Source organism: Comamonas sp. AG1104, assembly GCF_003350425.1.
GTDB lineage: Bacteria > Pseudomonadota > Gammaproteobacteria > Burkholderiales > Burkholderiaceae_C > Comamonas > Comamonas testosteroni.
On sequence record NZ_QQAS01000001.1, the window covers coordinates 378,032 to 390,365 of the forward strand.

The 12,334-nt window shown below is 59.0% G+C and carries 10 protein-coding genes; 7 read left to right on the forward strand and 3 right to left on the reverse strand.

The window, feature by feature from the left end:
- Positions 1-149 precede the first annotated feature (149 nt).
- Entirely contained in the window at positions 150-626 is a 477-nt protein-coding gene (locus tag DFO48_RS01705) for an Lrp/AsnC family transcriptional regulator (protein WP_114862336.1), read from the reverse strand.
- 88 nt (positions 627-714) lie between these two features.
- Here DFO48_RS01705 and DFO48_RS01710 point away from each other — a divergent pair, with 88 nt between their 5' ends.
- The 4 genes from DFO48_RS01710 (at position 715) to DFO48_RS01725 (ending at position 6,972) form a co-directional block, all read left to right on the forward strand.
- The gene (locus DFO48_RS01710) at positions 715-1,614 is read left to right on the forward strand and encodes an EamA family transporter (protein ID WP_114862337.1); all 900 of its coding nucleotides are present in this window, start codon (positions 715-717) and stop codon (positions 1,612-1,614) included.
- A gap of 464 nt (positions 1,615-2,078) precedes the next feature.
- The gene (locus DFO48_RS01715; protein ID WP_003079904.1) at positions 2,079-4,001 is read left to right on the forward strand and encodes a PrkA family serine protein kinase; all 1,923 of its coding nucleotides are present in this window, start codon (positions 2,079-2,081) and stop codon (positions 3,999-4,001) included.
- Between the two features lie 71 nt (positions 4,002-4,072).
- The gene (locus DFO48_RS01720; RefSeq protein ID WP_114862684.1) at positions 4,073-5,341 is read left to right on the forward strand and encodes a YeaH/YhbH family protein; all 1,269 of its coding nucleotides are present in this window, start codon (positions 4,073-4,075) and stop codon (positions 5,339-5,341) included.
- Positions 5,338-6,972 (forward strand): SpoVR family protein, encoded by a 1,635-nt coding sequence (locus DFO48_RS01725; RefSeq protein ID WP_003079900.1) that lies wholly within the window; start codon positions 5,338-5,340, stop codon positions 6,970-6,972. The genes DFO48_RS01720 and DFO48_RS01725 overlap by 4 nt, the downstream gene beginning before the upstream one ends.
- A gap of 240 nt (positions 6,973-7,212) precedes the next feature.
- Here DFO48_RS01725 and DFO48_RS01730 read toward each other — a convergent pair whose 3' ends face one another.
- The gene (locus DFO48_RS01730) at positions 7,213-7,998 is read right to left on the reverse strand and encodes a MetQ/NlpA family ABC transporter substrate-binding protein (RefSeq protein ID WP_114862338.1); all 786 of its coding nucleotides are present in this window, start codon (positions 7,996-7,998) and stop codon (positions 7,213-7,215) included.
- A gap of 167 nt (positions 7,999-8,165) precedes the next feature.
- On the opposite strand from DFO48_RS01730, the gene DFO48_RS01735 reads away from it, so the two are divergent.
- The gene (locus tag DFO48_RS01735; RefSeq protein ID WP_012838051.1) at positions 8,166-8,405 is read left to right on the forward strand and encodes a DUF3820 family protein; all 240 of its coding nucleotides are present in this window, start codon (positions 8,166-8,168) and stop codon (positions 8,403-8,405) included.
- A 222-nt stretch (positions 8,406-8,627) separates the two neighbouring features.
- Here DFO48_RS01735 and DFO48_RS01740 read toward each other — a convergent pair whose 3' ends face one another.
- Positions 8,628-10,457 carry a sensor domain-containing diguanylate cyclase gene (locus DFO48_RS01740; protein ID WP_114862339.1) on the reverse strand — a complete coding sequence of 610 codons (1,830 nt, stop codon included), beginning with the start codon at positions 10,455-10,457 and terminating at the stop codon, positions 8,628-8,630.
- 393 nt (positions 10,458-10,850) lie between these two features.
- On the opposite strand from DFO48_RS01740, the gene DFO48_RS01745 reads away from it, so the two are divergent.
- Together DFO48_RS01745 and DFO48_RS01750 are read left to right on the forward strand one after the other, a co-directional pair.
- Positions 10,851-11,357 carry a sigma-70 family RNA polymerase sigma factor gene (locus DFO48_RS01745; protein WP_034349759.1) on the forward strand — a complete coding sequence of 169 codons (507 nt, stop codon included), beginning with the start codon at positions 10,851-10,853 and terminating at the stop codon, positions 11,355-11,357.
- Positions 11,358-11,362: 5 nt separating this feature from the next.
- The gene (locus tag DFO48_RS01750; protein WP_114862340.1) at positions 11,363-12,316 is read left to right on the forward strand and encodes a FecR domain-containing protein; all 954 of its coding nucleotides are present in this window, start codon (positions 11,363-11,365) and stop codon (positions 12,314-12,316) included.
- The last annotated feature ends 18 nt before the right edge of the window (positions 12,317-12,334 follow it).

Here is a 12,334-nt window from a genome sequence, read left to right on the forward strand (position 1 = left end):
CCTCAAGAGTGGACTCTTGTTTGTGTGAAGAATTTGAGCCGGTTTATGACGTAATTGTTGCATTTTGTTTCCGGCGGCGCCAGTGCGAATCTCCATGGCAGGTGGCAGACCTCGTCCGACATCAACTCCGACCGGGCAGTCGCACCACCCTATGGCGCAGACAGTGGCAGCTGAAGCCCTGTCTTGATGCGCTCCAGTGCGATTGAGGTGCTGTAGCGGCGAATGTTCTCGTCACCTTCGAACAGGCGTCTGCAGATGGCCTGGTAAGCATCCATGTCGGTTGCCGTGACGACCAGGATGTAGTCGGTTTCGCCCGTCACATAGAAGCACTGCTGCACAGCCGCTTCCTCGGCTATCCGTGCTCTGAAACCGCGCGACAGATCCGGCCTGTCGTTGACCAACTGCACGGTGATGACCGCAGTCAGCGTGCGGCCCACTTTGATGGGCTCCAGCACGGCCACATTGGCTGCAATCACCCCGGTTTCCTGCAATCGTTTGATGCGCCGCTGCACGGCTGGGGCCGAGAGGTTGATGTGCTCCGCAATCAGACGCTGTGGCATGAGGTTGTTGCGCTGGAGCAGGGCAAGAATCGCGTGGTCAAAGGAATCCAGATCGGCAGCAGGCATGGTGTTGGATGTGTTGAGAGCGAAACTTGCAGATTCAATGCTGAAAACGAGCAAATTTCGCGGGTGACATGCAATATCGTACTCACCTATGTCAAAGAACAGCTGGAATCATTGGTGGCCCGTGTTGGCCGTGTTGGGCTCGGTCACTGCACTCGGGCTGGGGACTTCGCTGGCCAAGCAGCTGTTTCCCCTGATCGGTGCCCAGGGCACATCGGCACTGCGAGTGGGCTTTGCAGCGTTGATTCTGGTGTGTGTCTGGCGGCCCTGGCGCTGGTCGCTCAACCGTCAGCAGGCGCTGGCTCTGCTGGTTTTCGGCATGGCACTGGGCGGCATGAATCTGATGTTCTACATGGCGCTGCGCGATATTCCGTTTGGCCTGGCCGTGGCCATCGAGTTTTCGGGACCGCTGGCTGTGGCCATCTACTACTCACGCCGCGCGATGGACTTTGTCTGGCTGGCGCTGGCGGTGGTCGGCCTTGCCTTGATTCTTCCTCTGGGCGGCAATGCTTCGGGCCTTAACCTGTCACCGGTGGGCATTGCCTGCGCACTCGGAGCCGCTGTCTGCTGGGCCTCCTACATCGTGCTGGGGCGCAGGCTGGGCCATATCCCCAGCGGCCAGGCCGTCTCCCTGGGCTTGCTGTGCGCGGCGTTGGTGGTGGTGCCGTTTGGTGTGGCCGAGGCAGGGCTCAAGCTGCTGACGCCGTCGATCCTTCTGTTCGGGCTGATGGTGGCGGCCATCTCCAGTGCCTTGCCCTACTCACTGGAAATGCTGGCTCTGCGTCGTCTGCCACCTGCAACCTTCGGCATTGCGCTGGCGACCGAGCCAGCCATTGCAGCGCTGATGGGCATGCTGCTGCTCAGCGAGAACCTGACGGCCACGCAGTGGACCGCCATTGCCTGCATCATGGCTGCGGCCATGGGCAGTGCAGTGACGCGCCCAGGCGCCAAATCGCCCGCGGTGGATGCTTCGGCAGCCACTTCCGGATGAATACCCATGCTATGAAAAGAGATGCTGCTAGCGCTTGCTCATCAATGCTTTGCTGAAATATTTCTAGTGAATAACCCTTGAAATTTAGGCGGGAAGCTCTGTTTTCTGTAGCTGCAATAGTTCAAAACGCTGCTTGTTCAGCGTTTTTTATTGCCACCTCGACTGCCTGTAAATCGATGTTCCGATCAGTTTTTCGAGTCGTCGAAATCTTGAATGATGGCAGATAGATAGGGGGCTTTGTTGCTTCAATGAGGGCAGACTTCTATGCTCATTTCGAGTCATATTTCTTGACCGATTTTTACGCTATCCGGTTTGCGGTTTTGGCTGTCGTGGCTACTGCGTATTTGTAGGAATCTCGGTCTATTCAAATTAGGAGCGAGGTGCTACAACGGATGCACACGGTAACGAATGCCTTGCAACTTTGCGGCACTGATTCGAGCCCTGGTGCCGCCACGGGAGGTCATATGGATGTCATCAGCAATTCTGCAGCACGCTACGTTCGTCTGCGTGAAGAAGAAATGTCGCTGGACGAGTACCTTAGCCTTTGCCAGCGTGATCCCATGGCCTATGCCGGAGCCTCACAGCGCATGCTGTCCGTCATCGGTGAACCCGAAATGGTGGACACCCGCAACGATCCTGTGCTGTCGCGTCTGTTTGCCAACAAGGTCATCCGCCGCTACCCCGCGTTCTCCGAGTTCTACGGCATGGAAGATGCCATCGAGCAGGTGGTGAGCTTCTTTCGCCATGCGGCCCAGGGTCTGGAGGAGCGCAAACAGATTCTCTATCTGCTGGGGCCTGTTGGCGGCGGTAAAAGCTCGATTGCAGAGCGCCTCAAATACCTGATGCAAAAGGCACCGTTCTACGCGCTCAAGGGATCGCCGGTGAACGAGTCGCCACTGGGCTTGTTCGACCCCGTGGAAGACGGCCCGGTGCTGGAAGATGAGTTCGGCATTCCGCGTCGCAGTCTGCAGCATGTGCTCTCGCCCTGGGCAGTGAAGCGGCTGGAGGAGTTCGGCGGAGACATTCGGCAGTTCCGAGTGGTCAAACGCTACCCCAGCATTCTCAAGCAGATAGGCATTGCCAAGACCGAGCCCGGCGATGAGAACAACCAGGATATTTCCAGTCTGGTGGGCAAGGTGGATATCCGCAAGCTGGAGAACTTTTCGCAGGACGACACCGACGCCTACAGCTACTCCGGCGGCCTGTGCCTGGCCAATCAGGGTCTGCTGGAGTTCGTGGAAATGTTCAAGGCCCCGATCAAGGTGCTGCACCCCTTGCTGACGGCCACGCAGGAAGGCAATTACAAGGGCACGGAAGGCTTTGGTGCGATTCCGTTTGATGGCATTGTGCTGGCACACAGCAATGAAAGCGAATGGAAGGCCTTCCGCAACAACCGCAACAATGAGGCCTTCCTCGACCGCATCTACATCGTCAAGGTGCCTTACTGCCTGCGCGTGAGCGAGGAAGTCCGCATCTACGAGAAGCTGATCCGGGAGTCTTCGCTGGCCAACGCCATCTGCGCGCCCGGCACGCTCAAGATGATGGCGCAGTTCTCCGTGCTCACGCGCCTGAAGGAGCCGGAGAACTCCAGCATCTTCAGCAAGATGCAGGTCTATGACGGCGAAAGCCTCAAGGACACGGATCCCCGTGCCAAGAGCTACCAGGAATACCGCGACTATGCGGGCGTGGACGAGGGCATGGAAGGCATCTCCACCCGCTTTGCCTTCAAGATTCTGGCCAAGGTCTTCAACTACGACAGCACCGAAGTGGCGGCCAACCCTGTGCACCTGATGTATGTGCTGGAGCGGCAGATCGAGCGCGAGCAGTTCCCGGCCGAACTGGAGACCAAGTACATAGGCTTCATCAAGGAATATCTGTCGCAGCGCTATGCCGAATTCATCGGCAAGGAAATCCAGACCGCCTATCTGGAGAGCTACAGCGAGTACGGCCAGAACATCTTTGACCGCTATGTCACTTACGCCGACTACTGGATTCAGGACAGCGAGTACCGCGACACCGATACCGGCGAGGTGTTCGATCGCAATGCTCTCAATGCCGAGCTGGAGAAGGTTGAAAAGCCGGCTGGCATTGCGAACCCCAAGGATTTCCGCAACGAGATCGTCAACTTTGTGCTGCGGGCCAGGGCCAACAACCAGGGCAAGAACCCGAGCTGGACCAGTTACGAGAAGCTGCGCGTGGTGATCGAGAAGAAGATGTTCTCCAACACCGAGGAGTTGCTGCCCGTCATCAGCTTCAACGCCAAGGCCAGTGCGGAGGATGCGCGCAAGCATGAGGACTTCGTCACCCGTATGGAAGCCAAGGGCTATACGCCCAAGCAAGTGCGTCTGCTTTGCGAGTGGTATCTGCGCGTGCGCAAGAGCAGCTGACAGCGGTGTCGGTGGCCCGGCGCGGCCACCGGCAGGACGGTTGAGAACAGCCCCTTGAGATGGGAGCACAGATGGCACTGCATATCATCGACCGCAGGCTCGCAGGCAAGAATAAATCGGTGGGCAACCGCGAGCGGTTTGTGCGGCGTTTCAAAGAGCAGATCGCGGAGGCGGTGCGCAAAGCCGTGTCTGCGCGCGACATCCGCCATATCGATCAGGCGGAAAGCATCACCATTCCGAAAAAAGACATTCAGGAGCCGGTCTTCAGGCATGGGCAGGGTGGTATCCGCGATATGGTGTTGCCCGGCAATCGCGAGCATGTGCGCGGTGATCGCATTGCCCGGCCGCCTGGTGGAGGCGGCGGCTCAGGATCGCAGGCCAGCGATAGCGGTGAGGGGCAGGACGACTTCACTTTCACATTGACCAAGGAAGAGTTCATGGAGCTTTTCTTTGAAGATCTGGCCCTGCCGCGCCTGCTGCGCAACCACATCGGCAACACCTTGCAATACAAGACAAGGCGCGCCGGCTACAGCCATGACGGCACGCCCAGCAATCTGGCGCTGGTGCGCACCATGCGCGGCGCCCTGGGGCGGCGCATTGCGCTGACCAAAGCTCCGCACCGTGAGCTCAAGGCGCTGGAAGAACAGCTTGAAACTCTGCTGGCGCAGGATGACGGCACCAGTGAGTCAGTAGCCGAGTTGCAGCGCCGTATCGATACCTTGCGTGAGCGTATCGGCGCAGTGCCTTTCCTGGAACAACTGGATCTGCGCTTTCGCAATCGCAGCAAGGTGCCTGTGCCCAGCAGCCAGGCCGTGATGTTCTGTGTGATGGACGTGTCCGGTTCCATGGATCAGGAGCGCAAGGAACTGGCCAAGCGCTTTTTCATTCTGCTGTACCTGTTTCTCACCAGGCATTACGACAAGATCGAGATTGTTTTCATCCGCCACCACACCCAGGCTGCAGAAGTCAGCGAAGACGAGTTCTTTCACTCCACGGAAAGCGGTGGCACGGTAGTCAGCAGCGCGCTGGTCCTGCTCGAACAGATCATCAGGGCCCGCTATCCGGTCAACGACTGGAATATCTATGTTGCCCAAGCCAGCGATGGCGACAACTTCAGCGACGATGGTGGCAAATGCCACAGCCTTCTGGCCGAGAGAATATTGCCGCTGGTGCGCTACTACGCATACCTGCAAGTGGTGCTCGAGGAGCAGAGTCTCTGGGAGGAGTACAGCCGCCTGCTGCCGCTGTTCCCCCATTTCGCCATGCGCAAGGTATCGGCCGCCAACGAGATCTACCCGGTGTTCCGCGATCTCTTCAAAAAGGATGGGGTATCGATATGAACCTCAATCTCTATCCCGTGCTGGATCTCAGCGCAAGCAGAAAGGCCGGAAATTCGCATGTTCAAGGGGAGCCGCGCTTTCGCGATGTGCCGCAGGCGCCTTTGATGGCGTCCCAGCGACCGGCGTCTCCCTTGCCCGACCCCAGCGACTGGACTTTCGAGCTGATCGAACAGTATCACGCGGCGATTGCGGCCACGGCTGAGCGCTACGGCCTGGATACCTATCCGAATCAGCTGGAGATCATCACGGCCGAACAAATGATGGATGCCTATTCCAGCGTGGGCATGCCGGTCAACTACCGGCACTGGAGCTATGGCAAGGAGTTTCTGGCCACGGAGCGCCGCTACCGACGAGGTCACATGGGACTGGCCTATGAGATCGTCATCAATGCCAACCCTTGCATCAGCTACCTGATGGAGGAGAACAGCACGGCCATGCAGGCCCTGGTGATTGCGCATGCGGCCTATGGGCACAACAGCTTTTTCAAGAACAACTATCTGTTTCGCATGTGGTCCGACGCGGGCAGCATCATCGACTATCTCGTCTATGCACGCGACTATGTGGCGCAATGCGAAGAACGCTATGGTTTCGACACCGTGGAGCAGTTGCTGGACTCCTGCCATGCGTTGTCGAACTTTGGTGTGGACCGCTATTGCCGTCCCTCGCATAAAAGCCTGTCGCGCGAGCGCGCCGAGAGAGAGGCACGTGAAGCCTATGTGCAGCAACAGGTCAATGTGCTGTGGCGCACCCTTCCAGCACGAAGGGACAAGGACAAGGACAGCACGACGCAAGGCAGCGAGCGCTTTCCCCGAGAGCCCGAAGAGAACATCCTCTATTTCATCGAGAAAAACGCTCCCTTGCTCGAACCCTGGCAACGAGAGATCGTGCGCATCGTGCGCAAGATCGCCCAGTATTTCTATCCGCAGCGCCAGACTCAGGTGATGAACGAGGGCTGGGCCACCTTCTGGCATTACACATTGCTCAACACTCTGTATGACGAGGGTTGGTTGACCGATGGCGTGATGCTGGAGTGGCTGTCATCGCATACCAATGTGATCTACCAGCCTCCAGCGGGCCACCGGGCTTTCAGCGGCATCAATCCTTACGCGCTGGGTTTTGCCATGTACCGTGATATTCGGCGGATCTGCGAAAAGCCGACCGAAGAAGATCGCCGCTGGTTTCCCGACATGGCCGGTACGCCCTGGCTGCCGGCGCTGCACCACGCCATGCGCAATTACAAGGACGAGAGCTTTGTCGGCCAGTTTCTGAGCCCGCACCTGATACGCGACATGCGTTTGTTCTCTCTGCACGATGACCCTGACGAACGTGATGTTCTGGTCAGCGCCATTCACGACGAAGATGGCTACCGCACGCTGCGCCAGTTGCTGTCTCAGCAATACGACCTCGGGACGCGTGAGCCCAATATTCAGGCCTGGAGCGTGAATCTGCGCGGCGACCGCAGTCTTACCCTGCGGCATACCCAGTACCAGGGCAGGCCGCTGGCAGAAGATGCGCAGGAGGTTCTCAAGCATGTGGCTCGCCTGTGGGGATTTGGCGTGCATCTGGAAAGCGTCAACGGCGATGGCGAGACACCGGTTTTGCGGCACTCGGTGCCTGCCCCCTCGCATTGAGAAATCTCAAGTGGAAATTGCTTAAGGCCCTTGCCTGTAAAGCGCTATAAGCTATCAAATGAAAAGAAAAAGCGCTGCATAAGCAGCGCTTTTTTCTGGGTCAGGTCGTCAAGTGTGGTCGGCGGCCGGTTCTGTCCGGCCCCGGGACAACAGCAGGAGCTTGTGCCCACCGTACCCTTTCGAGCGCGGCCGTCACCCCTGTCGATGAGGGGCGGCCAGCGCTGCTAAGACTTTTGCGAATCAGAACGCAGGAACCACGGCGCCCTTGTACTTTTCCTGGATGAACTTCTTGGTGTCTGCAGAGTGCAGAGCGCTCATCAGCTTGGCAATGTCGGCACTGTTGGCGCGATCCTTGCGGGCCACCACGATATTGGTGTAGGGCGAGTCGGCTCCTTCGATGAACAGGGCATCCTTGGTGGGGTTGAGCTTGGCTTCGATTGCGTAGTTGGTGTTGATCAGAGCCAGATCGACATCAGCCAGGGCGCGGGGCAGCAAAGGCGCTTCCAGTTCCTTGAACTTCAGCTTCTTGGGGTTCTTGACGACGTCCAGAGCAGTAGGGGTCAGGCTCTTGGGGTCCTTGAGCTCGATCAGGCCATGCTTGGCCAGCAGAATCAGCGCACGGCCGCCGTTGGAAGGGTCGTTGGGAATGGCCACGGTAGCGCCATTCTTCAGATCCTTGATGTTCTTGATCTTGCTGGAGTATGCACCGAAGGGTTCCACATGAACCTTGCCGTTGGGCACCGCCACCAGCGAGGTCTTGCGGTCCTTGTTGTAGCTGTCCAGATAGGGCTGATGTTGGAAGAAGTTGGCATCGAGCTGCTTGTCTTCCACGGCGGCGTTGGGCTGCACGTAGTCGCTGAACTCCTTGATTTCCAGATCGATGCCCTGAGCCTTCAGTGCGGGCTTGATGTGATTGAGGATTTCGGCGTGAGGAACAGCCGTGGCACCCACCTTGAGCACGTCAGCAGCCTGGGCCGACAGCGCCAGAGTGGCAATAGCGATAGCAGAGAGAGCTTTCTTCAACATTGGTTCTGACCTTCTTCAGCAAGTTGCAATAAATTCCGGGCCTCATCTGGACCGCAGTGAACTAAGGTACATAGTCTAGTGCCGTGTACCGACGTCTGCAGGACATTTTTCTTATTTGGTTATAAGAGCGTCGTTTTTTATACAAAATTTCATTCCGATTGACTGCCATGAATCCCGAAATGCTGGAGCGCCTGGTGCGCGTGCCTATGCCTTATGGCAAGTACAAGGGCCGTTTGATTGCCGATCTGCCCGGCAACTACCTCAACTGGTTTGCCCGCGAGGGCTTTCCCAAAGGCGAGATCGGTCAATTGCTGGCTTTGATGCAGGAGCTTGATCACAACGGACTCAGCGGTTTGCTGGAGCCCATTCGCAAGGCTGCAGGGCTGCCGCCAAGAGCACAGGAATAGGTCGCAGAGAGGGCAGGCTTCAGACGGCCAGATGAGATATGCGGCAGGCGGGCCTGCACAAGCCCTGGCCGTTCGCCCTTGGTCGGAAGCAGGTAGCAGGCCTTTGGGCTTGGCTGACTGCGGCCTGGCCGCGAGTCTTCAAAATGCCCTGCTTTGGCCCGAAGGCGTTGTCAATTCCCGGCTCTGGACATATATGGATGCAGCTGCTCGCAGGGGATGCTCTCACGCCTTTGAGTCTTGCGAGAGGTCCGAATGCTGAACAATGCGCCCCTTGCCTGCATGTTTGGCTGAGTACATGGCCTCGTCCGCACTCTGCATCAGGTTGGCCGAGGAACTACCTGCGGTGCTGATGGAGATACCGATGCTGCTGCCGACTTGCACCATCACTCCACCATCCAGCGCAATGGGCTGGCGCACGGCTTCCATGCATCGCTTCATGACAGACATGGCCTCACCGGAAGTGCGCAAGCCGGATAGCAGCACCACGAACTCATCGCCGCCCAGGCGGGCAACGCAGTCGCCGGCACGAGCCTGGGCCGTCAGTCGGGCAGCCACCACACGTAAAACTTCGTCGCCCGCATCGTGACCCTGGGTGTCGTTGACCTGTTTGAAACCATCCAGGTCCATGAAGCACACGGCAAGCATCTGGCCGTCGGCGAGCTCCTGGTTCAGCGTTTCCTCAAGTGCTCGGCGGTTCGCCAGACCCGTCAGAGCGTCGTGGTTGGCAAGGTGATTGGCGGCTTGTTCACCTTGCTTGAGGGCGTCGATGTCCACCAGAATCCATAGCGACTCTTCGGCATTCAGCAGTGTGCCGGATGCATCCACCCACAAAAGCTTGCCCTCGGCATTCTGTACCTGGAACTGCGCGTGAAATTTGCCCCGAGCCAGCAAGGAGGCATAGGCTTTTTCGCCGATACGCCTGTAGGAGGCTTCGTCCGGGTAAAGCATGCGCGTGGATGCGCCCTGCAGTGCAGCTGCTGGCTGCTTGAGCAGACGGCGCATGGCGGGGTTGGTCCAGACGATCTTGCGCTCGCGCAGGCGAGCCATGCCGATCAGGTCATTGTTGATGACCAGCTCCTGCTCTTTGCGGATGCGGCGTTCACGCTGCTGCAGCCGGTAAAGTGCCACCGAACCAAGAGCGATCAGGACAATGCACAAGCCGGTGAGACCCCATGCACGCCAGGCTGAGGCTCGCCACATGGCCATATAGGCTTCCGTACCCAGCCCGGTAAACACCGTCAGAGGATATCCAGGCAACCGATGGTAGGCCGTGATGCGCTCCACGCCATCGATCAGGGTCGGTGTGATGTACCAGCCTTCCTCGCTGTTGCGGCTGATGGCCTGGTGATATTCAGACGAGACGGCGGCCTTGCCGATACCCGCGTCGGCGTCCTGGCTTGCAGCCGGATAGCGCGCTACCAGCAGTGCCTGATCGGTGCGCAATGCCATGGCGCTGCTCGTGCCGAACGACTGGCGCTGGAATAGCTGGTGAAAATGCTCGGCCGCGACTATGGCATAGACGATGCCCTGGAACTGACCGCCCTCGGCCTGAAGACGCCTCGCTAGCACGATAGACCATTTTCCGAAGGAATGGCTGATCAAAGGCTCGGACACCACCATTCGGTCTGCTTCGCGGGCTTGGGCGAAATAGGCGCGTTCCGCCACTGAAAACGGCACATCAATTTCGCTGGGAGTGATGAGTACCTCGCCAGCACTGTCCGTGATGCGCAGGGCGGTGACAAAAGGAATCAGGGCACGCTGCTCATGGAGCATTTCGTACAGGGCAAAGTTGGCAGCGGCAAGGCCGTCAAAGCTGCGCGCGCGGTAACGACTGGCAATCGATGACAGAGCGTTGTCCACCAGTCGCACCTCGGCAGCCAGCTCCAAGCTCAGGCTGCGCGCCTGATGTCTGGTGACGGCCACTCCCAGGTCCATGTCCGCACGGTAATTGGCATGCACGCCCAGCCATGTGGCAAAACACAGCAAGGCCGCTACCAGCAGGTTGCCGAGCACGATGCGATGTAAAAGCTTGTGAGAGCGAAAGCTTGTCATCTTGATTCTTGAGGTCCTTGAATACCAACCTGGATATGAAACGGCTCGGTTCCAGACATTTGCATCAATCACCTGCCGAGTAAAGCATCGCAGAGCTCAACAGCGCAATAGTCTTGCAATCATCCAGCAGGTGCCGGGAGGTTGATGCGAGCAGGCGTCCGAGAGGGTGTGCCGCGTGCGTGAATGGTCAGTAGCGGAGTTCCAGGCATCGAAGTATTGCGTGTGAGTGATTGTGCAGGGCCGGCCCTTCCACCAAGCTTGTCGCGGGCACAAGGCGATGCGGCCGGCAGAAGATGGAGCTGAAACATATGCGGAAATAGTGAAGGCATTGAGAAACCTGAAATGAGAATTGATATCATTTGAGGTCTGTTTGAGATCTATCCCCATTGCACCATGCCCGTTGTCGAAACAGCCTCCCATCGTGAAGTCGCCGCGCTTTACACAGATCATCACGGTTGGTTGCAGGGCTGGTTGCGCCGAAAGGTGGGCAATGCCTTTGATGCAGCAGATCTGACGCAAGACACTTTTGTCCGAATCCTGGGCGTGCGCGAGCCGCCGCGCATAGAGTCGCCGCGCGCTTATCTGACCACAGTGGCCAAAGGGGTACTGGTCAACTGGTGCCGGCGGCAGGCGCTGGAGCGTGCCTATCTGGAGGCTCTGGCCCTCTTGCCCGAACCTGAAGCGCCGTCGCCTGAGCACCGGGCCCTGGTGCTGGAGGCCCTGCATGAGATAGATGCCATGCTTGATGCCTTGCCGCCGCTGGTACGACGCACTTTTTTGCTTTCACAGCTGGAGGACATGAAGTACGACGATATCGCCTTGCAGCTGGGCGTGTCGCTGACCAGCGTCAAGCGTTACATGGCCCAGGCTTTCAGGCAGTGTCTGGCGCTGATGGAATGACTGCAATGGATGCACGTTTGCTGGACGAAGCTGCGGACTGGCTGGTCCGCCTGAACGATGAAGGCCTGACGGCTGCCGAAAGCGTCGCCTTCGAGCGCTGGCGCCAGGCCAGTCCCGCCCATGAAGGCGCCTGGATGCGGGCCGAGCGGCTGATGGACAAGCTGGGAGGGTTACCGCCGGCGCTGGCCATGCCGGCGCTGGGCCGATCGCAGCGTCGCAGCCGACGGGCCGCAGTGGCCAAGTTGGCTGTTTTGCTGGCCGCAGTGCCTGGTGGCTGGATGAGCTGGCGTGTGGCACAGCAGCAGGGATGGGCAGCCGATCTGCGTACTGTCACGGGCGAGCAGCGCCTCGTGACATTGGCCGATGGCAGCCGTTTGCTGCTGGATACAGGAACGGCTGTCGATATCCGGTTTGATGCTCATCAGCGCCTGATACATCTGCACCGGGGCTCGATCCTGCTGGAAACTGCCGCCGATCCCAGCGGCGTGGACCGGCCGTTGCTGGTTGAGACGGCCGTGGGGCGCCTGCGGGCACTGGGCACACGCTTTTCGGTACAGCAGAGCAGCGAAGGCAAATTCGTGGATCTGGCCGTAACCCAGGGTGCGGTCGAAGTCACATTACTCGGAGCCTCCCGGCCCGCGCTGGTGGTGCCCGCGGGCAACTGGGCTAGGTTGACTGCGCTGGGCGCAGGGGAGCTGCAGACGGCAGGGCCGCAGCAACTGGCCTGGGTGCACGGCATGCTGGTGGCGGATGCCATGCCCATGGCAGAAGTCTGTGCCCAGCTGTCGCGTTACCGGCCCGGCCTGCTGAACTGTGCCCCGGAGGCGGTGTCCATCAAAGTTTCGGGTGCGTACCCCTTGGCCGATACCGACCGGGCCTTGGCCATGCTGGTCGAAACCTATGCCGTGACGGTGCACCGGCGTTGGCAGGGTTATTGGGTCACGGTGGCGGCCCGCTGAGTTCACAAGCAAGGCATC

Bases quoted from the DNA above. Each gene is read 5' to 3' on its own strand.
- DFO48_RS01705 (WP_114862336.1), bottom strand. From the start codon at position 626: ATGCCTGCTGCCGATCTGGATTCCTTTGACCACGCGATTCTTGCCCTG.
- DFO48_RS01710 (WP_114862337.1), top strand. From the start codon at position 715: ATGTCAAAGAACAGCTGGAATCATTGGTGGCCCGTGTTGGCCGTGTTG.
- DFO48_RS01715 (WP_003079904.1), top strand. From the start codon at position 2,079: ATGGATGTCATCAGCAATTCTGCAGCACGCTACGTTCGTCTGCGTGAA.
- DFO48_RS01720 (WP_114862684.1), top strand. From the start codon at position 4,073: ATGGCACTGCATATCATCGACCGCAGGCTCGCAGGCAAGAATAAATCG.
- DFO48_RS01725 (WP_003079900.1), top strand. From the start codon at position 5,338: ATGAACCTCAATCTCTATCCCGTGCTGGATCTCAGCGCAAGCAGAAAG.
- DFO48_RS01730 (WP_114862338.1), bottom strand. From the start codon at position 7,998: ATGTTGAAGAAAGCTCTCTCTGCTATCGCTATTGCCACTCTGGCGCTG.
- DFO48_RS01735 (WP_012838051.1), top strand. From the start codon at position 8,166: ATGAATCCCGAAATGCTGGAGCGCCTGGTGCGCGTGCCTATGCCTTAT.
- DFO48_RS01740 (WP_114862339.1), bottom strand. From the start codon at position 10,457: ATGACAAGCTTTCGCTCTCACAAGCTTTTACATCGCATCGTGCTCGGC.
- DFO48_RS01745 (WP_034349759.1), top strand. From the start codon at position 10,851: ATGCCCGTTGTCGAAACAGCCTCCCATCGTGAAGTCGCCGCGCTTTAC.
- DFO48_RS01750 (WP_114862340.1), top strand. From the start codon at position 11,363: ATGGATGCACGTTTGCTGGACGAAGCTGCGGACTGGCTGGTCCGCCTG.